The 20,241-nt window shown below is 73.3% G+C and carries 19 protein-coding genes; 5 read left to right on the forward strand and 14 right to left on the reverse strand.

All coding sequences use genetic code 11. The features are described from left to right. Positions 1–18: 18 nt before the first annotated feature. The 3 genes from ACFVVO_RS26980 to ACFVVO_RS26990 form a co-directional block, all read right to left on the reverse strand. Positions 19–447: a hypothetical protein gene (locus ACFVVO_RS26980; RefSeq protein ID WP_390058177.1), complete on the reverse strand. Its 429-nt coding sequence runs from the start codon at positions 445–447 to the stop codon at positions 19–21. A 33-nt stretch (positions 448–480) separates the two neighbouring features. Then, entirely contained in the window at positions 481–978 is a 498-nt protein-coding gene (locus ACFVVO_RS26985; RefSeq protein ID WP_390058178.1) for an SHOCT domain-containing protein, read from the reverse strand. 220 nt (positions 979–1,198) lie between these two features. Further along, positions 1,199–1,858, reverse strand: coding sequence for an HdeD family acid-resistance protein (locus ACFVVO_RS26990; protein WP_390058179.1), 660 nt, complete (start codon positions 1,856–1,858; stop codon positions 1,199–1,201). Positions 1,859–2,044: 186 nt separating this feature from the next. Between ACFVVO_RS26990 and ACFVVO_RS26995 the strand changes: the two genes are divergently transcribed. Next, positions 2,045–3,454 (forward strand): DUF2252 domain-containing protein, encoded by a 1,410-nt coding sequence (locus ACFVVO_RS26995; protein ID WP_390058180.1) that lies wholly within the window; start codon positions 2,045–2,047, stop codon positions 3,452–3,454. Positions 3,455–3,522: 68 nt separating this feature from the next. On the opposite strand, the gene ACFVVO_RS27000 is transcribed toward ACFVVO_RS26995, so the two are convergent. From ACFVVO_RS27000 to ACFVVO_RS27025, 6 genes are all read right to left on the reverse strand, one after another. Beyond that, complete coding sequence (locus tag ACFVVO_RS27000) at positions 3,523–3,720, reverse strand: hypothetical protein (RefSeq protein ID WP_250400357.1); 198 nt, start codon at positions 3,718–3,720, stop codon at positions 3,523–3,525. Positions 3,721–3,859: 139 nt separating this feature from the next. Then, entirely contained in the window at positions 3,860–4,378 is a 519-nt protein-coding gene (locus tag ACFVVO_RS27005) for a hypothetical protein (RefSeq protein WP_390058284.1), read from the reverse strand. Between the two features lie 18 nt (positions 4,379–4,396). After that, entirely contained in the window at positions 4,397–6,025 is a 1,629-nt protein-coding gene (locus ACFVVO_RS27010; RefSeq protein ID WP_390058181.1) for an MFS transporter, read from the reverse strand. 29 nt (positions 6,026–6,054) lie between these two features. After that, positions 6,055–8,748, reverse strand: a complete 2,694-nt coding sequence (locus ACFVVO_RS27015; RefSeq protein WP_390058182.1) for a LuxR C-terminal-related transcriptional regulator — start codon at positions 8,746–8,748, stop codon at positions 6,055–6,057. 162 nt (positions 8,749–8,910) lie between these two features. After that, on the reverse strand, positions 8,911–10,149 hold the full coding sequence (locus ACFVVO_RS27020; RefSeq protein ID WP_390058183.1) for a hypothetical protein: 1,239 nt from the start codon (positions 10,147–10,149) through the stop codon (positions 8,911–8,913). Between the two features lie 480 nt (positions 10,150–10,629). Next, complete coding sequence (locus ACFVVO_RS27025) at positions 10,630–11,508, reverse strand: hypothetical protein (protein ID WP_390058184.1); 879 nt, start codon at positions 11,506–11,508, stop codon at positions 10,630–10,632. A gap of 151 nt (positions 11,509–11,659) precedes the next feature. Here ACFVVO_RS27025 and ACFVVO_RS27030 point away from each other — a divergent pair, with 151 nt between their 5' ends. The 3 genes from ACFVVO_RS27030 to ACFVVO_RS27040 all read left to right on the forward strand — a co-directional run bounded on the left by ACFVVO_RS27030 (position 11,660) and on the right by ACFVVO_RS27040 (position 13,242). Continuing rightward, the gene (locus tag ACFVVO_RS27030) at positions 11,660–12,322 is read left to right on the forward strand and encodes a GAP family protein (protein ID WP_390058185.1); all 663 of its coding nucleotides are present in this window, start codon (positions 11,660–11,662) and stop codon (positions 12,320–12,322) included. An 87-nt stretch (positions 12,323–12,409) separates the two neighbouring features. Further along, on the forward strand, positions 12,410–12,868 hold the full coding sequence (locus ACFVVO_RS27035; protein ID WP_390058186.1) for a DUF6325 family protein: 459 nt from the start codon (positions 12,410–12,412) through the stop codon (positions 12,866–12,868). A gap of 35 nt (positions 12,869–12,903) precedes the next feature. Beyond that, positions 12,904–13,242: an SHOCT domain-containing protein gene (locus tag ACFVVO_RS27040; protein ID WP_390058187.1), complete on the forward strand. Its 339-nt coding sequence runs from the start codon at positions 12,904–12,906 to the stop codon at positions 13,240–13,242. A gap of 465 nt (positions 13,243–13,707) precedes the next feature. Here the strand turns inward: ACFVVO_RS27040 and ACFVVO_RS27045 are convergent, their stop codons facing one another. Then, complete coding sequence (locus ACFVVO_RS27045; protein WP_390058188.1) at positions 13,708–14,373, reverse strand: ATP-binding protein; 666 nt, start codon at positions 14,371–14,373, stop codon at positions 13,708–13,710. Between ACFVVO_RS27045 and ACFVVO_RS27050 the strand changes: the two genes are divergently transcribed. Next, positions 14,372–17,035, forward strand: coding sequence for a LuxR C-terminal-related transcriptional regulator (locus tag ACFVVO_RS27050; RefSeq protein ID WP_390058189.1), 2,664 nt, complete (start codon positions 14,372–14,374; stop codon positions 17,033–17,035). The two genes, ACFVVO_RS27045 and ACFVVO_RS27050, sit on opposite strands and share 2 nt — an antisense overlap. Positions 17,036–17,211: 176 nt before the next feature. Here ACFVVO_RS27050 and ACFVVO_RS27055 read toward each other — a convergent pair whose 3' ends face one another. From ACFVVO_RS27055 to ACFVVO_RS27070, 4 genes are all read right to left on the reverse strand, one after another. Then, positions 17,212–17,349: a hypothetical protein gene (locus ACFVVO_RS27055; RefSeq protein ID WP_390058190.1), complete on the reverse strand. Its 138-nt coding sequence runs from the start codon at positions 17,347–17,349 to the stop codon at positions 17,212–17,214. 11 nt (positions 17,350–17,360) lie between these two features. After that, positions 17,361–17,870: an O-acetyl-ADP-ribose deacetylase gene (locus ACFVVO_RS27060; RefSeq protein ID WP_390058191.1), complete on the reverse strand. Its 510-nt coding sequence runs from the start codon at positions 17,868–17,870 to the stop codon at positions 17,361–17,363. Further along, positions 17,867–19,276 (reverse strand): phytoene desaturase family protein, encoded by a 1,410-nt coding sequence (locus ACFVVO_RS27065; protein WP_390058192.1) that lies wholly within the window; start codon positions 19,274–19,276, stop codon positions 17,867–17,869. The genes ACFVVO_RS27060 and ACFVVO_RS27065 overlap by 4 nt, the downstream gene beginning before the upstream one ends. An 88-nt stretch (positions 19,277–19,364) precedes the next feature. Next, positions 19,365–20,210 (reverse strand): inositol monophosphatase family protein, encoded by an 846-nt coding sequence (locus ACFVVO_RS27070; RefSeq protein WP_390058193.1) that lies wholly within the window; start codon positions 20,208–20,210, stop codon positions 19,365–19,367. Positions 20,211–20,241: the final 31 nt, after the last annotated feature.

A 20,241-nucleotide genomic window follows, 5' to 3' on the forward strand; every position in this document is an offset into this window, starting at 1 on the left:
CGGGGCGTGACCCCGGTGCTAGGGCATCGCGGAGACGTCGTCACGCTTGACGACGCACAGGGCCCAGATGATGAAGCCGGACAGCGCGATCATCACGACCGACCAGACCGGGTAGTACGGCAGGGACAGGAAGTTGGCGATGATGACGAGCCCGGCGATGGCGACGCCGGCGATCCGTGCCCACATCGACGGCCCGAACAGACCGAAGCTGACGGCCACCGCGATCACACCGAGGACCAGGTGGATCCAGCCCCAGCTGGTGAGGTCGAACTTGAAGACGTAGTTGGGGGTCGTGACGAAGACGTCGTCCTGGGCGATCGCCATGATGCCGCGGAACAGGCTGAGCAGCCCGGCGATCATGAGCATGATGCCCGCGAAGGCCGTCAGGCCACCGGCCCACTGCTGCTTGGCGGCCCGGGTGTGCGTGCTGGTGCGCGGTGCGGTCATACCAATGCCTCCATTCGTCGTGGTGGGGGGTGCTCAGCGTCCGGACGAGGTCGGTACGCCGCGAGCGGGCTGCTGCGCCGTGCTGGTGCCCGTGCCCGTGCCGGTGCCGCCGCCGCTGAGGACCAGTTCCTTCGCCCTGCGGAACTCGTCGTCGCTGATGTCGCCGCGCGAGCGCATCTCGGACAGCTTGGCGAGTTCGTCGGCGCTGCTCCTGCCTCCCGCGCCGCCCAGCGCGGTCTCCCGGACGTAGGAGTCGAACGCGGCCTGCTGTGCGTGCGCCTGCTCAATCTCCCGCCTGCCCATGCCCTTGCCGCGGGCGATCAGGTAGACGAGGACGCCCAGGAAGGGCAGCACGATCACGAAGAGCGTCCAGCCGGCCTTGGCCCAGCCGTTCATGCCGTCGTCGCGGAAGATGTCGACGATGATCCGGAACAGCAGGACGAACCACATGATCCACAGGAAGAACACCAACATCGTCCAGAAGGCGCTCAGCAGTGGATAGTCGTACGCGAGGTAGGTCTGCGCGCTCATTTCTCTCCTCAGTCCGGGGCTCCGGCCTGTCGAGCCGGCCGGGCCGGTGTATGCCGATCTCAGCGTGCGCGGGGCGGGGCGGGGCGGCCTCACCCGAGGCGGGTGATCGTGGCCGGTGCGTCACCGCCGTCCGGCGGCACCGGGAGCGGCGGGCCCGGACCGTCCGGCTGCCTCGCAGCGGCGGGCCGGAGCTGTCCGGCGGGGCGCCCTGCGGGGTGTCTCATGCCGTGCTCCGCGGGGTGGCCTGCGCGGTGGCCGCCCTGCGCAGCGCGGCCCGCCAGGTGAGGGCGACCGCGAGTTCGACCAGGCCGAGCAGCACGAGCCACAGCCCGAGCAGCCGGGTCAGCGCCCGCGCCGACTCGGTGGGCAGGACCAGCACCACGATGCCGGCGACGATGCCGAGCAGCGCGGCGCCGAGGACCACGCCGCGGTGCGGGAGGTCCTCGGCGGAGATCGCGGTGTAGAGCGTGAGGATGCCGGACGCCAGCCAGGCGAGCCCGACGATCAGTGACAGCGCGGCGATGGTCTGCAGCGGGTTGCGCAGGCAGAGCACCCCGGCCAGGACGAACAGCAGCGCGATGAGCAGCCCGGGCAGCCGTTCCCCGGCTCCCGCCCGGGAGAAGGCCGTGACGAACCGCAGCGCGCCGATGAGCAGCAGGTAGAGGCCGATGAGAACGGCCAGCACGTGCAGGGTCTCGTCCGGCCAGACGAGGATCAGGACACCCGGAACCAGCGTCACGACCGCCGACCCCAGGATCCAGATCCACGACCGGGCGAGCACCGTCATGGCCTCCCCCGGTCCCGGTCCCGGTCCCGCGGCCGCCCCGCCGAACGCATCCGACGGTCCGGTGCCCGGTGTCGTACCACGCGACTCGGTCATGGCTCCTCCTCGCGTGACCGACGGGGCGTCTCCGGACCGCCAGGCGGGGCGGCGCGCGAACCCCTCAGCGGCAAGCATTCCGTTCCGGCCGGGGCGAGGGATCACCCGTGGTGGGTGATCCCTCCCACCGGCCGGAACGGGTGGGGTGGAGTGGCACGGGGGTGAGGCACGAGGAGGGCGCACACCATGACCGCACCGAGTGCCGTCACCGTCTCCCGGTCACTGGCCGACCGCGCGGCCCAGGGCAGGAACGCCCGCTCCCGCGTACCGCGTTCGGGCCACGGCGTCTTCGAACCCGCGCCGGACCGGCCGGACGTGATCGAGGTGCTGGAGCGTCAGTCGGCCACGCGGGTACCGGAGTTGGTGCCCATCCGCTACGGCCGGATGCTCGAATCCCCGTTCCGCTTCTACCGCGGCGCCGCGGCGGTCACGGCGGCCGATCTCGGCCCGCTGCCCGGCACCGGGCTCCAGGTACAACTGTGCGGCGACGCCCACCTGCTGAACTTCCGGCTGCTGGCCTCGCCGGAACGGCATCTGGTCTTCGACATCAACGACTTCGACGAGACCTTCCCGGGCCCGTTCGAGTGGGACGTCAAGCGGCTGGCGGCCAGCTTCGTCATCGCGGGCCGGGCCAACGGCTTCACGGTCGGACAGCAGAACGAGGCGGTGCTCCGCTGCGTGCGGGCCTACCGGGAGCGGATGCGGGAGTTCGCCCACATGCGCACGCTCGACATCTGGTACGCCCAGGACGACGCCGACCGGATGCGCGAACTGCTGGCCTCCTCGATGGACAAGGCGGGCAGGCGCCGTACCGAACAGGCGACCGCGCGCGCCCGCTCGCGCACCCATATGCAGGCCTTCGCCAAGCTGACCACGCTGACGCCACAGGGCCGGCGGATCGCGGCGGACCCACCGCTGATCACTCCCCTGCGGAACCTGGAGGCCGGCAGATCGGCGGAGCAGGAGGACCGGTACCTGCAGTCGCTGCTGGAACAGTACGCGCGCACGCTGCCGTCGGAGCGGCGGCATCTGCTGGGCCACTACCGGCTGGTGGACGTCGCCCGCAAGGTGGTGGGCGTAGGCAGTGTCGGCACCCGCTGCTGGATCCTGCTGCTGCTCGGCCGGGACGACGACGACCCCCTGCTGCTGCAGGCCAAGGAGGCACAGGAGTCGGTGCTCGCGCCGTACACGGACGGGGAGCGGTACGACAACCAGGGCCACCGGGTGGTGGCCGGGCAGCGGTTCATCCAGACGACCAGCGACATCTTCCTGGGCTGGACTCATGTCATCGGCCTCGACGGACAAGGCCGGGACTTCTACGTGCGCCAACTGCTGGACTGGAAGGGCATCGTCCGGCCGGAGACCATGGACCCGCCTCTGCTGAACCTGTTCGGCCAGGTGTGCGGGGCCTCGCTGGCCCGGGCCCACGCCCGCTCCGGAGACCCCGTCACCATCGCCGCCTACCTCGGCGGCGGGGACCGCTTCGACCGCGCGCTGCCGCACTTCGCGCAGGCGTACGCGGACCAGAACGAGCGGGACTTCGCGGCACTGGGCGAGGCGGCGCGCTCGGGGCGGATCGAGACGGCGGATCTGTGAGGGGGCGGGTCGAGACGCGGATCCGTGAGGGGGCGGGTCCGATCGGGGCCCCGGCCGAACCCCGGCCCTCACTCCGGGAGTTGCCGCATCTCCACGACCCGCAGTCCCAGTGACTGGCAGCGGACCAGCAGCCCGTAGAGATGCGCCTGGTCGATGATCCGGCCGAACAGAACCGTCTGACCGGACATCATCACATGGTCCAGTTCGGGGAACGCCTTGGTCAGGGTCTCCGACATGTGTCCATCGACGCGGATCTCATAGCGCATGTGCCGTTCTCCCGCCGCGGGCGGCCTGCGGTCTCACCTGCGATCCTGCTCCGCCCCCGGGGCACCGGACCTCACCCGGCACAGGTGATACAGGGGATGGTGGCCCGGGGCATCGGGTGGTCGCGGGCGCGTCAGTGGGTCAGTGGGTCAGTGCGATCTTGAAGGCGATGATCACCAGGCCGAGCAGCAGATTGACCGCCGCCGTGACGGACACCAGCCGCCAGGAGGCTCCCGCCTGCCGTGCGCCGACCGCCGACCAGCCCACCTGGCCGGCCACGGCCACCGCGACCGCGAGCCATACGGCGCCCGCCACGTCCAGCCCCAGCAGCGGGCTCACGGCGACGGCGAGGGCCGGCGGGACGGCCGCCTCGACGATCGGCCACTCCTCGCGGCACACCCGCAGGACGGTCGGGCCGGTCAGCGACCGCTGCGCGAGCCTGGCGCCGAAGAGGTGGGCGTGGACGTGCCCGACCCAGAACACGAGACCGGTGAGCACCAGCAGCAGCACCAGTTGCACCCGGGGGAACTTGCCCAGCCCTCCGGCTCCGATGACCACCGACGCGGCGAGCATCGATCCGTAGACGGCGCCCGTGTAGTCGGCGTCCGCGCGGCGGTCGGCACGCTGTGTCCGTGCGGTGGTCGGGCGGGTAGAGGACATCGGCATGGCCTTTCGCGCTCACTCCACCTGGCCGGTGGCGTCGGCCGGAGCGCCGTGCTCGGGCCGCGCGGTGCCGCGCTCCGGCGCGGTCGGCAGGTGGGGTGTGACGAGGAAACTCGCGAGGGTGATCGCGCCGGTGGCGAGGATCGCCGCCTTCAGACCGTCGAGCTGCGCCGAAGCGTACGCGTTGGTGATGGCGTCGACCTCGGCCGGAGGCACGCCGGCCTGCTGGGCCGCCGCGCGGACCTGGTCCGTGGGCACGAAGGTGAGGCCGGCTTCGAGGGCCACACCGGTCTGCTGCTTGGTCTGCGCCGACAGCAGCGGATCGTTCTCCACGTCCGCGGTGAACGCGTGCGCCAGCGCTCCGATCAGCATCGACCCGATGAGCGCGGTGCCCAGCGCCGAGCCGAGGTTCTGCGCGGTGAACTGCAGGCCGCCGACCTCGCTGCGTTCCTCCTCGCCCACGCTGGACTGCACGACATTGCCGAGTTGTGAGGCGAGCAGGCCCATGCCGATGCCGAGCACGGCCATGGCGGCGGCGAACTGCGCGTCGTCGATCACGGGATCGATGGTGGCCAGCAGCCACACGATGGCCACGGTCAGCGTCAGCAGGGCCAGCCGTACGACCAGGCGCGGCCCCAGGGTCCGGCCCAGCCGGGCGGCGGTCAGCGAGGTGACGAGCATCGTGATGGACACCGGCAGCAGCCGCAGCCCCGTCCGGAAGGCGTCGAACCCCTGCACCACCTGCAGGTACAGCGGGATGGTGAAGAACAGTCCCAGCAGGATCAGGTTCTGGCTCAGCAGGGTCAGCAGCCCGGATCGCAGGGGCGGCACCCGGAACAGCGACAGATGCACCAGAGGGTCGGCGCCCCTGGCCTCCCGTGCGCGGTCCCAGCGCACGAACAGGGACAGCACGGCCACCCCGGCGCCGACGACGAACAGGGTCGGCGCGAAGCCGAAGACGGTGAAGGGCGGGTTGCGTGGCTGCAACCAGCCCCAGGTGCTGCTCTGCAGCACCCCGAGCACGCCCAGCGCCAGGCCGGCCGCCGAGAGCACCGCGCCTACCAGGTCCATCCGGGGCGCCGGTCCGGTCCGACGGGACTCCGTGATCATCCGGTGGCAGCACAGGACGGCGATGACGACCACGACCTCGCCCGCGAAGACCAGCCGCCAGGTCAGATACGTCGTCACCCAGCCGCCCAGCAGCGGACCGACCGCGATCCCCGCGCCGGCCAGCCCGCCGATCACGCCGTAGGCGACCGCCCGGTCCTTTCCCCGATAGGACTCGGCGACCAGCGCCGCCATGGCCGGCAGCACCATCGCGGCGCCGAGTCCCTCGATCACGGACCAGCCCAGCGCGAGGACCCACAGCGTTGGCGCCAGGGCGGTCAGGGCCGAGCCGGTGCCGTACACGAGGAGACCGAGGAGGAAGAGGCGACGGCGGCCGTGAATGTCGCCGAGCCTGCCTCCGATGATCATGAATGCCGCCATGACCAGCGCGTACAGGGTGATAACGGCCTGGATGGCGGTGACCTCGGTGTGGAAGTCCTCGACCAGTTGGCTGATGGAGACGTTCATGACGGACGTGTCCAGCACCATCAGGAACTGGGCCGTACCCAGTACCATCAGCGCTCGCCAATGTCTCACGGTGTCCACCTCGCCGAGTTCTGCCGGGGTCAGATCAGTCCGCGTTCGCGGGCCTGCCGCACCGCGTCGCCGCGCCGGTTCACGCCGAGTTTCCGGTAGACGCTCTTGAGGTGGGTCTTCACGGTGTTGACCGACACGTACAGGTCGGCGGCGATCTCCTCCGTGGACATCATCTCGGCGAGCCGGCACAGCACCTCGCGCTCACGTCCGCTCAGCTCCTCGACGACCAGCGGCGCGGGCTCCGCGGCCGCGCCCGGACGGGCCCGCGCCGTGGGGCCGCGGGGGGTGAGCCAGCCGGCGGCCAGGGCCTGCAGGGGCGGAGTGTCCAGGAGGTGGCGGATCCGCGGTCCGGCCTCGAGGAAGGGACGCCGCAGCCGTTCCCCGCGGGCGTCCAGCAGGGCCCGGGCGAGCAGTTTGCGGGCGGTGACGTCGTCCCCCTCCTCCTGGGCCGCCCACGCGCGCACCAGCGCGGCCCGGACGGTGACTCCGGGGCCGGTGCGGTCCGGGCCGCTCACCAGGTCGAGGAGGCCGATCGCCGCGTCGCGGTTGCCGGCGGCGAGCTGGGCCCAGGCCAGCTCCGCCGCGTACGCGGGCTCGCCGTCGTACGGCACCTCGTCCAGCACCTTCGCGGCGGAGTCCGGCCGGCCCTCGGCGAGATGGGCCGCGGCGGTGACGAGCGCGGTGTGCACCTCCGCCCAGGGGGATGCCGTCAGGGCGGAAGCGGCGGGGTCGGCCACGGCCGCGGCGGCCCGTGGCTCGCCCCGCGCCAGCAGCAGCCGTGCCGTCGCCAGGGTCCGGCCGGCCGCGGTCACCGGGTCGAGCGGGGCCGTCCCGGAGCCGGCCGTCTCGTCCAGCAGGGCGCGGGCCCGCGCGAGGTCGTCGCGTTCGACGGCCACGGCGGCCAGCACCAGTTGCCCCAGCCCGGGGCCCGAGGGGCGGCGCAGACCAAACCGTTCCGTCTCGTTCAGCGCGGCCAGCGCCTGCCGCTCCGCCCTGCCGAGCCAGCCGTTCAGGTAGTCGATCAGGGCCAGGTGTCCGAGGGAGTCCTCCCGGGGCAGCGCCGTCGACGCGCCGCCGGGACAGCCGGCCGCCTCGGCCAGGGCGTCGCGCGCCTCGTCGAAGCGACCGGCCCACAACCGGGCGGAACCCAGGTGGGTGAGCAGCAGGGCGGTGAATTCGGGGTGCTTCTCCAGGAGGGGGGCGGGGACCTCGTCACGCAGTTGCCCCGCCTCCGCCACCGCCTTCTCGGCCCGGCCGGGCGATCCGGTCAGCCGTGCCGCCAGGGCCTCCAGCAGGACGCAGCTCAGCCGGCCCGCCGCGTCGGACGGGACCTCCCCGGAGCGTCGGCCGTCCCCGGCGCGCAGGCCGTCCCCGGCCCGGCGCAGATGGCTCAGGCCGCGGTCCACGTCGCGCCGCGACAGGTCGCGCGCGGCGCGCACCAGTTCCGCCGCCGCGCCCGGGACCTCGGGTCCCATCCGGGCGAACAGCTCGGTGAGGTCGTCCGCGCGCAGGCCGGTGAAGAGCTGGCCGATCGCCAGGTCGTCGACGAGGGCACGGGTGGTGAACTCCCAGTCGCCCGCGGCGGCGCCGTGCGCCAGCGCCTCCGGCAGCGAACCGGAGGCACGCAGCCAGCGTGCGGCACGCCGGTGGAGTTCCGGTTCGAGGCCGGGCGAGCGGACCCGGAGATGGGTCCGCAGGATCTCACCGAACAGCGGGTGCAGCCGGTACCAGGAGTGCCCGAGGTCCTCCACGAACGCGTTCTGGGTGTGCAGTCCGGCCAGCTCCGGCTCGACGCCACCGGTGCCGGTCAGCGCCTCGGCCAGTTCGGGGCAGAACCGCTCCATGACGCTGACGCCCAGCAGCAGGTCCTGGGTCCGGGCCGGCTGCCGTTTCAGCACCTCGGCGAGCAGGAAGTCGGCGATCGTGCTCCGGCCCGCCTCGAAGTCCGCCAGGTACGTCTCGGGGTCCGGACGCTGCTGGGCGGCCATGGCGCACAGCCGCAGCCCGGCGGCCCAGCCCCGGGTGCGCTCCACCAGGGCGCGGGTGGCCTCGGCGGAGAGCCGCAGGCCGTGCCGCTCCAGGAGGGCGGCCGCCTCGTCGGTGGTGAAGGCCAGCTCGGCGTCCCGGATCTCGGTCATGGCCGCGGCGGCCCGGTACCGGTGCAGCGGCAGCAGCGGCTCGGTGCGGGTGACGAGGATCAGGCGCAGTCCCGGACCGGCGTGGTGCAGGACGAACTCCAGTTGCTCCGCGATCTGGGGGGCGGTCACCCGGTCGAACTCGTCGAGCACCAGGACGGCGGGGCGCACCTGTCCGTTCAGCTCGTCGGCGAGGCGGGCCAGCAGCGTGTGCTCCACCCGGCCGGCGTCCCCGGGGCAGCCGATCCCGGCGGGCAGGGGTACGCCGGCGGCGCGCAGTGCCTGGAGGACGTAGGCCCAGAACACCCCGCAGCCCTGGTCCTCCGCCTCGTTGGTGAACCAGGCGACCGGCTGTCCGAGCCGGGCGGCCCAGTCCGCGACGAGCAGGGTCTTGCCCGCGCCCGCCGAGCCGTTGACCATCGTCAGCGGGGTGCCGAGGGCCTGGTCGAGGTGTTCGGTCAGCCGCCGCCGGCGCAGGAAGGTGGCCGGCCGGGCGGGCAGGGCGAAACGGGTCTGCAGAAACGGCTCTCCCAGCGGGTCGACGTACCCGACGGCTGGGCCCCGTGTGTTCTCGTGTCTCGCAGCCACGGGGTCATCACCCCTGTCCGACAGCCCATGGACGCTTGCTCTACTCGATCAGCATCGCAGTGTTCCCGTCCTCGCGCAGTTCGCACGGGGCCGGGCCGGGCCGGCCCTGGGCTCCCGCGTCCCCGCCCCGCCCGGCGGAGCACGCCGGCGGAGCGGTGTCGGTCAGGTCTCGTCCCCGGGCGGGGGCGCCGCCCCGCGTGCCGCGTGGAGCTGGGTGCGGCCGGCGGCCGCGAGCAGCGCGAGCACCGCCAGGACGCCGAGCAGCACGAGGACCAGCAGCAGGACCGTGAGCACGGTCGGATGGTTCCAGAGCGCGAAGACCAGCGCGATGATCAGCAGGACGGCGAGGGTGATGATCCGGCGGTAGGCCAGTGCCCAGGAACCGACGCGTCCGGTGCTGATGTGGTGGGCGGCCGCCCAGCGCGCGGCGGAGTCGGCCGTGTGGTCGGACGCCCCGCGTACGGCCACGGGCAGCCGGCCGGGCCCGACGAAGTAGGCGCCGAGCGCGATGACGACGCCGAGGACGACGGCCGTGCGCAGGCTGATCCGCAGGAAGTGCAGCAGGGTGTCGAAGACGGCCGCGGCGGCGGCCTTGGACTGCACCTGGGGCGGCAGGTGGTCGAGGTAGTAGCGGCGGGCCACGACCAGGGCGATGGCCACCACCAGGCAGGCGAAGGCGGCGCCCAGCGCGGTGCGCGCGAGCGCTCTTCGGCGCCGGCGGGCCAGGAACACCCCGGCGGCGCCGAGGACGACGACGAGCACCGGGAACCAGTTGCCGACGACGTCGAGGAGGTGGGCGGCCTTGCGGAACTTGGCGAGTTCGTCGGAGTGGAACAGCACCAGTTGCTTGTTCACCTGCGGGATCTTGGCGGCGGGCTTCAGGCCGGCGTTCACCAGCTCCTGTTTGACCCGGTCGACGGCCGTGCCCACGTCCAGGGTGACCGTGCCGTCGCTGACGCCGACCGCGCCGCGCCCCTGGCCGGTCAGCGCGTGCACGACGGCGTTGTGGGCGGCGCGGTTGGCGGTGTTCCACACCGTGGCGAAGGCGTCGCTCTGGACGACGCGGGTGGCGGTCTTCGTGACGGCCTGGTTGACGGCGGAGTCGAGCTGCGGTCCCAGCCCCCTGATCGCGTCGGCTGCGCGTGGCGGCAGGCCCTGGGACTGCAGCCAGGAGGCGATGTCCGCGGCGGCCCGCGGGCCGTCCACGTGGGCGCCGACGGCCTCGGTGACACGGTGGACCGCGGCGTCCTGGATCGCGGGGTTGGTGGCCAGCGGGTCGACCGTGGCCACGTAGCGGTCGGTGTCGAGCACGATGTCGTGCACCCAGGTCGCGAGCAGGGCGACGGGTACGAGAACGCAGGTCAGCACGATCAGCACGGCCGAGGCGACAGCGCGCGCCACATGCCCCGCGCTCCTGCCCCGCCGGGCCCCGCCTCCCCCACCACCGCCGCCGGCGGGCCCCGGCCCCGGAGGCCCTGAAGGCCCGCCGGGCGGATGCCGGTCGGCGTCGGGGCCGTCCCCGCGCGCCGGGGGGTCGGAGGCGTGCGGGCCCGGACCCGACGCGCGGCGGCCGGGGTCCGGGCTGGGTGTGTGCTGGTCCGGGGCCGGATCCGGGTGCTGAGGGTCGGGGCCGGGTGCGTGCGGGTCCGGCGCCGGATCCGGGTGCTGAGGGTCGGGGCCGGGTGCGTGCGGGTCGGGTGAGGCGGGCACGTGGGGCCTCCGGCGTGGTAGGGGCCTGAACATCCCCATTGCGTCAGGCCCGTGGGTTCCACGCGCGCTGGGTAGACCGGACGGGCGAGCGGCAGTGGGCCCTTGGCGCGGTGGACGGGGCCGTACGGGCGATGCCCGGGGAACTTCTCGCGCGGCGCCCCCTCCGGGGGTTCACGGGTCGCGGTCCCGCAGGGATGGCGGGCTGCCGAGGCGGTGCGCCAGGAACGGTTCCTGGGCGATGACGGCGCCGACGCTGAGGCTGACGGCTCCCGCGACGCAGACCACGATCAGCCAGGACAGCAGCACGAAGACGGAGCCGGCCGGGCCGTATTCGGCCAGGGCACGGTTCAGCGCCCGCGGCATGTACAGGCGCGCGGTCATGGCCAGCGCGGTGAGCACGACCGCCGTGAGCACGGCGCCCGGCAGCAGGGGCTTCCAGCCGATCAGGCCACCCAGCAGCAGATGCTGGGTCCACCACCACAGCCCCACCTGGGTGAGGAGCGTGAGGGGAACCCCCAGCCAGGCGCCCACCCCGAACCCGTTGCGTACGGGGCCCTGGAGCACCAGGATCCCGAGCCACAGGGCGAGCCACGCCAGCCACCGCCACGGGGCGATGTGGGTGCCCGCTCTCGGGATCTCCCAGGCGCGTTTGCACAGTCGCTGCATCGCCCGGCTGACGGCGGTGGCCGACAGCAGCACCATCAGACCACCCACGATGCCGGTGGCCTCCTGGAGATTGCCCGTCGTGGGTTCGAACACCTTCACGAGCTCGGCGTTGGCCGGACCCGTCAGCCCGAACACCGCACGCACCGACTCAACCAGTTGATGGCGCACCGACGAGGGAGCGTAGGCCGCGACGACGAACAGCAGCGGGACCGCGGTGAGGAAGCACTGCGCGGCGAGGCGGGTGCCGGAGTCGAAGATGTTCACCGACACCATGCGGTCCGCGAAATGCGTGACCACCGGGAAGCGGCTCTCCGCCCGGCGGTGTGCCGACTTCGCCCAGGCGACCATCCGGCCCACCGACGGCACCCGCGCGGAGGTCGGCATGGCGTGGCTCCTTTCGCTGCGTCCAGATTGGGGGGCCGCGCCCGGCACGGCACCCCGGAGACGATCCGCCGGCCCCGGGCCCGCGGCCACGAGATGTCGTTCCGGCGGCTCCTGCCTACCCTCGTGGTGTTCCGACACGTTGGGGTCCGCCATGGTGCTCGACCTGCTGCTCATCGGCCTGGCCATCACCCTCGACCCGCTTCCCCTCATGGCCTTCGTCCTGGTGGTGGCGTCGGCGAAGGGCGTCTGGAAGGGGCTGGTGTTCATCCTGAGCTGGCTGGCCTGCCTGGTCGCGGTGATCGCGATCGTCCTCGCCTTCACCGGCGGGCAGCCGCCACCGCCCAAATCCCCGCCCTCGACCGCCGTCCTCGCGGTCAAGCTGCTCATCGGGCTGTCGCTGATCTTCTACGGCGAGCGCCGGCGACGTCGCCGGACGGCCGGCGCGGCACCGGTCCGGGAGTCCTCGTCCTCACGGCTCACTGCCCAGATGGACCGCGGTACGCCCTGGGCCGCCGCGGGGCTCGCCGTCCTGCTGCAGCCCTGGGGCATGGTCGCGGCGGGGGCGACGACGGTGGTGGAGGCGGACACCTCGCACTTCACGACCTGGCTCGCCCTGTGCGGCTTCTGTCTGCTCGCCACCGCGACTCTGCTGGCCGTGGAGCTGTACGTGCTGTTCTCCCCGACGGCGGCGAAGGTCCGCCTGCTGAGGCTGCGCGCGTGGATGGAGGGCCACCAGGACCAGGCGCTGGTGAGCCTCTGCCTGGTGCTGGGGTTCTGGCTGGTGGGCAAGAGCATCTACCAGCTCACCGGGTGACGCGTACGGGTTCGGAAGTGCGGGGCCCCGCGCCGCGTGCTGGAATTGGCGCTGGGGGCGGACGAACGCGGCTTCCAAGGAGTGGTCATGGACAGCGTCGAAGAAATGGGCCCCGTCGACTACCTCGTGATCGAGTTCCCGGGCAACCGTATGACGGGCGAGGCGTTCCCGCTGCTGGTCGATCTCGCCGAGCGGGGCATCGTCCGCGTCATCGACCTGGCCTTCATCCGCAAGGAGACCGACGGCTCGGTCGTCGCGCTGGAGCTGCGGGACCTCGGTGACGAGATCGACCTGACCGTCTTCGAGGGCGCCTCCGCCGGCCTGCTGGACCAGGGCGACATCGACGAGGCGGGCAACGCGCTGGAGCCCGGCAACTCCGCCGCGGTGCTGGTGTACGAGAACCTGTGGGCCGCTCCCCTGGCCCGCGCGCTCCGGCGCAGCGGCGCCCAGCTCGTGGCCAGCGGCCGCATCCCCGTCCAGGCCCTGCTGGCCGCGCTGGACGCCACGGAGGAGACGGTTCCTCCCGGCGGTTCCGCGGCCGCCTGACCGGCCGGCCCTTTCGACACTGGGAGATGAAGATCATGCCCGGACTGCTCAGGGGCGTCGCACGCACCGCCGTCGTCGCCGGTACCGCAACCGCCGTGTCCAACCGCGTCTCACGCCGGCAGGCCGGCCGATGGGCGCAGCAGGACACCGAGCAGCAGCAACAGCAGTACGAACAGCAGCAGTACGCGCAGCAGCAACAGTACGCGCAGCAACAGCAGATGACCCCGCCGCCCGCGCCCGCCGCCGCACAGCCGGCAGCCGGCGACGACATGACCAACAAGATCGATCAGCTCAAGCAACTGGCCGATCTGAAGTCGCAAGGGGTCCTGACGGACGAGGAGTTCGAGGCCCAGAAGCGCCGGCTGCTGAGTTGACGCCCGGGCGCCGGACCCTCTCGTCGCACCCTCACCCCGCTCCTCACCGAGATCACGGGGCCGTATGACAAGACGGACTCGCCCTCGCGGGAGTCCCAGGTCAAGCGGCACGTGGTCGCGCAGAGCACCGGTCCTCAATACGCGGGCCGGTGGTAGCCGTCGCGGACCACGAGTCGCCGGTCGGCCTCATCCTGCCGTCGACCAACTCAGTCGTACACGCACCAAGATGGTCTCGGCGTCGGCGCGACGTGCGTCTGGCCCCCGCCGCCCACCCGATCCGCCAGGGCACCCCCGACGACCACGTCCACCCGGAGCACGACGCCCACACAGCGACGACTCGGCACGACGGCCTCGCCGGGGGGACGCCAGCAGACAGGGGATCTGACCCGGCCGAGCCCCGTCGGCCCGCGCTGTGCCGCGCTCAATCGGTGCGGAGGCGGGCCCGGCGGGCACCCTCGGACGGTGTCACAGGGCGATCACGACGCGCATCAGCGTGCCCTCGTCGGAACAATGCACGGATCTGTCCACGGAGTACGCGTCGACCAGGGCGAGCCCGCGGCCGAATTCGGCGTCCATGTCGGCCTCCTCACAGCGGGGGGCGGGACGCTGCCGCCACCGCCCCCGGTCGCGTACCTCCACGGTCAGCGCGGCGTCGCCGACCTCCAACATCACCGTGAGGTCGGCGCTGCCGCTGTGCAGGACGACGTTGGTCGCCAGTTCGCTGACGACCACGGCGAGCGCCTCTTGCGCCGCTCCGGACAGCCGGCGGCTGTGCGCCACCGCCTTTGCCAGCCGCCGGAGTTGGGGTACGGCATGCGCAGACGCCGCGAGAGCGGCCACCGCCAGGACCCGCCCGGCACCGGCAGGCGCCGACTGGTGAAGGCACTCGGATCTCGCAGGCTCATCCACATCGAGGGACGCCCCACCGGGGCTCGCATACGTCACGTTGCTCACGCCGTACTCCTGCTTGGCATCCGACCGTGTCGACGGCGGGCCCCGCCGCTCCTCGCGGACCCGGGGACTTACGGATTTCAACAGTGCCCGCCGCCCGGGGCAGCGGCAATCAGGGCAGACTGAGTACGGATACGCAAACAACAAGGTTGTGTGTGTGAAATCGGGGTGACGAACCATGCCGGACGCCGGAACAGGGGACGGCGCCGAGGCCGCGTTGCTGAGACGGCTCGCCTCGGCGCTCGACCTCGACGGGCCCGGACGGCCCGTCCTGCTTCTGGTCGAGGGTCCCGCGGGGACCGGCAAGAGCCGCCTGCTGCACCGGTTCGCGGCGGCCCGGGCCGAGACCGTGCACCGGACGGCCCCCTACGGGCCACCGCCCGGCCCCATGCTGCTCATCGCCGAGGACGTGCACCGCGCGGCGCCCGCGGACACCGCAGGCCTGCGTGCTCTGCTCGCCGCCCCGCCCGCTCACCTCGCGTGCGTCCTGAGCTACCGCCCCGAGGAACTCCCCGAGCCGGGGCTGGCCCTGGGACCCGACACCGAGTTCCCGGCCACCCTCACAGTGGTACGGCATGTCCTCGGGCCGCTCGACGTCGACGACGTCCGCCGGATGGCCGACCACGCGCTCGGTGCGGGCCGTTGTCCGGACGGCCTGGCCGACGCCCTGCACCGCGCCTCCGGGGGCGTCGCGCAGACCGTCGCCGACCTGCTCGACGGGCTGGTCGCGGACTTCCCCGCCGACGGTCGGCCGCTTCCCGTGGCCCTCGGCCGGCTGGACGCCCCTCCCCGCCTCGACGCCCTGGTTCTGCGGCGTACCGCCGCCGTGCCCGAAGAGCACCGGCAGATCGTCTTCGCCGCCGCCGTCCTCGACGAGCCCGCCGCATCCCGCGACCTCGCCGTCGTGTCGGGCCTCACCGGCCGGGCCGGTCACGACGCCCTGGCGGCAGCCCTGCGCGCAGCGGCCCTGGTCGAGCACGGCGACGACCGGTACGGCTTCGTCTCACCCCTCGCGGCCTCCGCCGTCCGGCGCGCGGCGACCGGGCCCGTTCGCGAGGTACTGCACCGACGGGCCGCGCGCCTGCTCACCGGGTGCCATCCCGTCCCGTGGGAACGCGTGGCCGGCCATCGCCGCGCCTGCGGCGACGAACGGGGCTGGCTGCACGCTGTGGAACGCGCCGCACAGCAGTACGAGGACGCCGGCGAGCAGCAGCGTGCCGTGGGCCTTCTGGAGTCGGCGCTGGCGACCGCCCCGGTCCCCGAGCAGGCCCGCTCCCGGCTCGCCATGCTGCTCGCCCGCTGCGCGGTGGTGGGCATGCGCTCCGACCAGACGCTGAAGGTTCTCCGGCACATCGTCGCCGACCCGGGCCTGCCCCTTGCCGTGCGCGGTGAGATCCGTCTGGACCTCGGACTCCTGCAGTGCAACCAGATGGGCCTGGTCATCGAAGGCCGGCACGAACTCGCCTGCGCCGTCGACGAGTTGCAGGACCGGCCGGTGCCGATGGCCCGGGCGATGTCGGCGCTCGCCATGCCGTACGGACCGGACGCGTCGTTCACCGAGAACATCGTCTGGAGCGAGCGGGCCGTGGCCGTCGCGGACGAGTCGGGAGACCCCGTGGTTCAGGCCGCCGTCGCCGCGAACCACGTGAGTGTCCTGCTCAACAGTGGTGACCCGGCCGCCTGGAGGCTCATCGAGCGCCTGCCCCGCGACAGCGACCTCGTCGGCTGCCGGCAGCAGACCGCCCGCGGCCTGTGCAACGCGGCGGACGCGGTGGTGTGGCTGGGCCACTACGAGAAGTCGCGTGCCCTGCTCGCCGAGGGCGTCGATCTGGCCGCGCGCAGCGGCGCCGTCTACGCCGAGCACACCGGCCGCGGCTGCGCCCTCGTCCTCGACTGGGCGACCGGCCACTGGTCCGGACTGGCCGATCGGTGCCGCGCGTTCGTCGACGAGGCCGGCGACATGCCCTACCTCACCTCCGACGCCCGGATGGTCCTCGGACTGCTCGCCCTGTCCCGCGGCGAATGGGCGGACGCGGTCGCCCACTTGACCGGCCCCGAAGCGGCCGATCTCGACACCGGTCCGGTACCGATCTCGGCGACCGTGTCCGGTGCCCTGACCAGACTCGCCCTCGCTCACGACGACATCGCCGGTGCGGCCGCGCAGGCCGCCGCCGCGTGGAAACGGTTGCGCGCCAAGGGTCTGTGGGCCTGGGCCGCGGAACTCGCCCCCTGGGCGGTGGAAGCGGCCCTGCGGGCCGGCGACGCGTCCACCGCGAGCGCGATGGCCGACGAGTTCGCGGCCGGACTGGAGGGCCGCGACGCGCCGTCGGCCGAGGCCGCTCTCGCATGGACCCGCGGCGTCCTCGCCGAGCACACGGGGAAGACGGCCGAGGCCGCCGCGTTCTACGAGAGGAGCGCCGCCGCGTACCGCGGGCTGCCCCGCCCCTACCACGAAGCCCTCACCTCTGCGAGCGCCGCCCGCTGCGCCCTCGCCCTGGACGGCGACAGCGGCGCCGCGCTCGCGGCGCTCACCGACTGCGCCACGGTGTTCGACTCGCTCAGCGCGCCGTGGGACGCCGCCCGCACCCGCGCCGACCTGCGCCTTCACCAGCCCGCCGGGGAACGCCGGTCCCCCGGGCGCCCCCGGTACGGCGATGTGCTCTCGCCGCGCGAGGCGGAGGTCGCGGAACTCGCCGCCGCGGGCATGTCCAACCGGGAGATAGCCGCCACCCTGCACCTGTCCCCGCGGACCGTCGAGCAGCACGTCGCCCGGGCGCTCCAGAAGATCGGCGTGCGTTCCCGGCAGCAACTCGCCCAGGCCCTCGAGGCGGCCTCGAATTGATTGCGTATCCGTGCGTACGGGCCCCGGATGGTCAACCAGCCGCGAGCGCGCCAGGATCGACCCGTTGCAGCGCCGCCCCGTTCCCCCCACGCGGCGCTGCAACCGCCCCCCTCACTCACGCGATTCGGCCTTGGCGGAGCGGGTCGCCGCCCCAGCCCCATCTCGTTGCGCCGCTCTTACTCCTCGGCCGTGCGGTAGTTCTCGGCGTGGTTGTGCACCACGTCCAGCAACTCCCGCGGCTCCCTGAGCGCCTCATGCAGTTCGTCGTCCTCGACCGCCACCGCCCGGCCCACCGCGCGCAGCCGCTCGCGCACCGCAGCGTTCGTCAGCGGAGCCGCGCGGCGAACGCCTCGTACGCCCGCTCGTCGAAGAGGACGAAGCGCGCCTCCTCGACCGAGGTCGGTGTGTCCCGCACCGCCCGCACCGCGATGCGGGCCGCGTCGTCCATCGGCCAGCGGTAGACGCCGGTGGAGACGGCCGGGAACGCGACCGTGCGGGCGCCGAGTTCGTCGGCGACCTTCAGGGACTCGCGGTAGCAGCCGGCGAGGAGTTCCGAGCGGTCCTCGGTGGCGGACCAGACCGGGCCCACCGTGTGGATGACCCAGCGGGCGTCCAGCGCGCCGGCCGTGGTGGCGACCGCCTGTCCGGTGGGCAGGCCCTTGCCGTACCGCGAGGCGCGCAGCGCGCGGCACTCCTCGAGGATCGCGGCGCCGCCCCTGCGGTGGATCGCGCCGTCCACGCCTCCGCCGCCGAGCAGGGAGGAGTTGGCGGCGTTGACGATCGCGTCGGCGCTCTGCCGGGTGATGTCGCCCTGGACGAGGGTGATGGTGGTCATGTCTGCCTCAGTCTCCGCCAGACGGCCTTGGCCGCGTTGTGCCCCGACATGCCGTGCACGCCGGGGCCCGGCGGGGTGGCCGAGGAGCAGATGAAGACGGCCGGATGGGGGGTGTGGTACGGGAAAAGGGACAGTCTGGGGCGCAGCAGCAGCTGGAGCCCGGAGGCCGCGCCGCAGGCGATGTCACCGCCGACGTAGTTGGCGTTGTGGGCGGCGAGTTCGGCGGGGCCCGTGGTGGCGCGGGCGAGGACGCGGTCACGGAAGCCGGGGGCGAAGCGCTCCAGTTGGCGTTCTATGGCCTCGGTGAGGTCGCCCCGCCAGCCGTTCGGGACGTGGCCGTAGGCCCAGAAGACGTGCTTGCCCTCGGGCGCCCGGGTGGGGTCGGCCACGCTGGGCTGGACGGTGATCAGGAACGGCCGGTCGGGGGCGCGGCCCGCGCGGGACGCGGCGTGCAACGCGGTGCCGATCTCGGCCTGGCTCGCGCCGACCTGCACGGTGCCGGCGATCCGGGCCTCGGGGGCGGTCCAGGGGACCGGGCCGTCCAGCGCGTAGTCGATCTTGAAGACGCTGGGGCCGTAGCGGAAGCGGTCGTAGTGGCCGCCGAAGCCGGCGATGCGGGCGAGCGCGGCGGGCGAGGTGTCGAACACGTACGCGCGGGCCGGCGGCAGGTCGTCGAGGCGCTTGACCTCGTAGTCGGTGTGGACGGTGCCGCCGAGGTCCGTGAGGTAGGCGGCGAGGGCGTCCGAGATGGCCTGGGAGCCGCCACGGGCCAGGGGCCAGCCGCGGGCGTGCGCGGCCAGCGCGAAGACCAGGCCGATGGCGCCGGTGGCGAAGCCGCCGAGGGGCGCCATCACATGGGCGACGAGGCCGGAGAACAGGGCCTTGACGGGCTCGTCGCGGAAGCGGCGCATCAGCAGGGTGGAGGGCGGCAGTCCGGCGAGGCCGAAGCGGGCCAGGGTCACCGGGTCGCGGGGCAGCGCGGTCGACGGCAGGGACATGAAGTCCCTGGCCAGGGTGTCCCACCTGGCCAGGAAGGGCTCGACCAGCCTGCGGTACGCGCCCGCGTCGCGCGACCCGAAGGAGGCCGCCGTCTCGGCGACGGACCGGGCCAGCACGGCCGCGCTGCCGTCCGGGAACGGGTGCGCCATCGGCAGGCCCGCGTGCACCCACCGCAGGCCGTACCGCTCCAGGGGCAGGGCGCGGAAGGCGGGCGAGTTGATGCCGAGGGGGTGGGCGGCCGAGCACGGGTCGTGCCGGAAGCCGGGCAGCGTCAGCTCCTCGGTGCGCGCGCCGCCGCCGACGGTGGACCGCGCCTCGAACAGGGCGACGGAGTGGCCCCTGCGGGCCAGCTCCACGGCAGCGGTCAAACCGTTCGGTCCCGCACCCACCACGACCGCATCGAGCATCGACGGCACCTTCGGACTCCTTCGTCAGCCGATGGCCACTCGCGATCAGGATATGCCGGTGGCCCCGCGGTGACCGGGGCCGGGTGCCTCAGCCGCCCGTACCCAGCAGGTGCGCCACGCGGCGGGCGGTGGCGGCGTCCCGGGCGGCGGTGAACGGCAGTGTGTTGCCACCGGTCACCCGGAACGGTTCACCGGTGAGCGTGAGGTGGGCGCCGCCCGCCTCCTCGACCAGCAGCAGGCCGGCCGCGTGGTCCCAGGCCGCCTCCCAGGAGAACGCGACGGCGTCCAACTCGCCCCGGGCCACGGCGAGATACTCCAGTCCCGCGGAGCCGCAGGGGCGCGGGGCCAGGCCGTCGGTCCACAGGGCGCGCAGCGCGTGCTTCTGCTCGTCGGTGGTGAAGTCCGGGTGGGAGGTGGCGAGGGCGAGGTCGCGGCCGGGCTCGGGCGGCCCCGCGAACAGCCGCTCGCCGTCGAGGAAGGCGCCCCGGCCGCGGACGGCCGTGGCCAACCGGTCCGGTACGGGGGCGTAGGTCCAGGAGGCCTGGACGACGCCCCGGTGGGCGAGCGCGACCAGCGTGCAGAAGCCCTCGTCGCCGTGCACGAACTGTCGGGTGCCGTCGACCGGGTCGATGATCCAGACCGGCGCGTCGCCCCGTATCGCCTCGTAGGTGGCCGGGTTGGCGTGCACCGCCTCCTCGCCGACCACGACCGAGCCGGGCAGCAGGGCGCCGAGGACTTCGGTGAGCCGCTGCTCGGCGAGCCGGTCGGCGTCCGTGACCAGGTCGTGCGGGCCGCTCTTGCGGTCCACCTCGTGCTCGGCGAGGTGGCGGAAGCGGGGCAGGATCTCGGCCGCCGCGGCCTTGCGGACCGCTTCCTCCACGTCGGCCGAGCCGCGGGTGAGAAACTCCTCGATGGTTTCCGTTTCGTCGATCATGTCCTCCATGAGACCACGTGCCACTGACAAT

The sequence above is a fragment of the Streptomyces sp. NPDC058145 genome, from assembly GCF_042884245.1.
GTDB lineage: Bacteria > Actinomycetota > Actinomycetes > Streptomycetales > Streptomycetaceae > Streptomyces.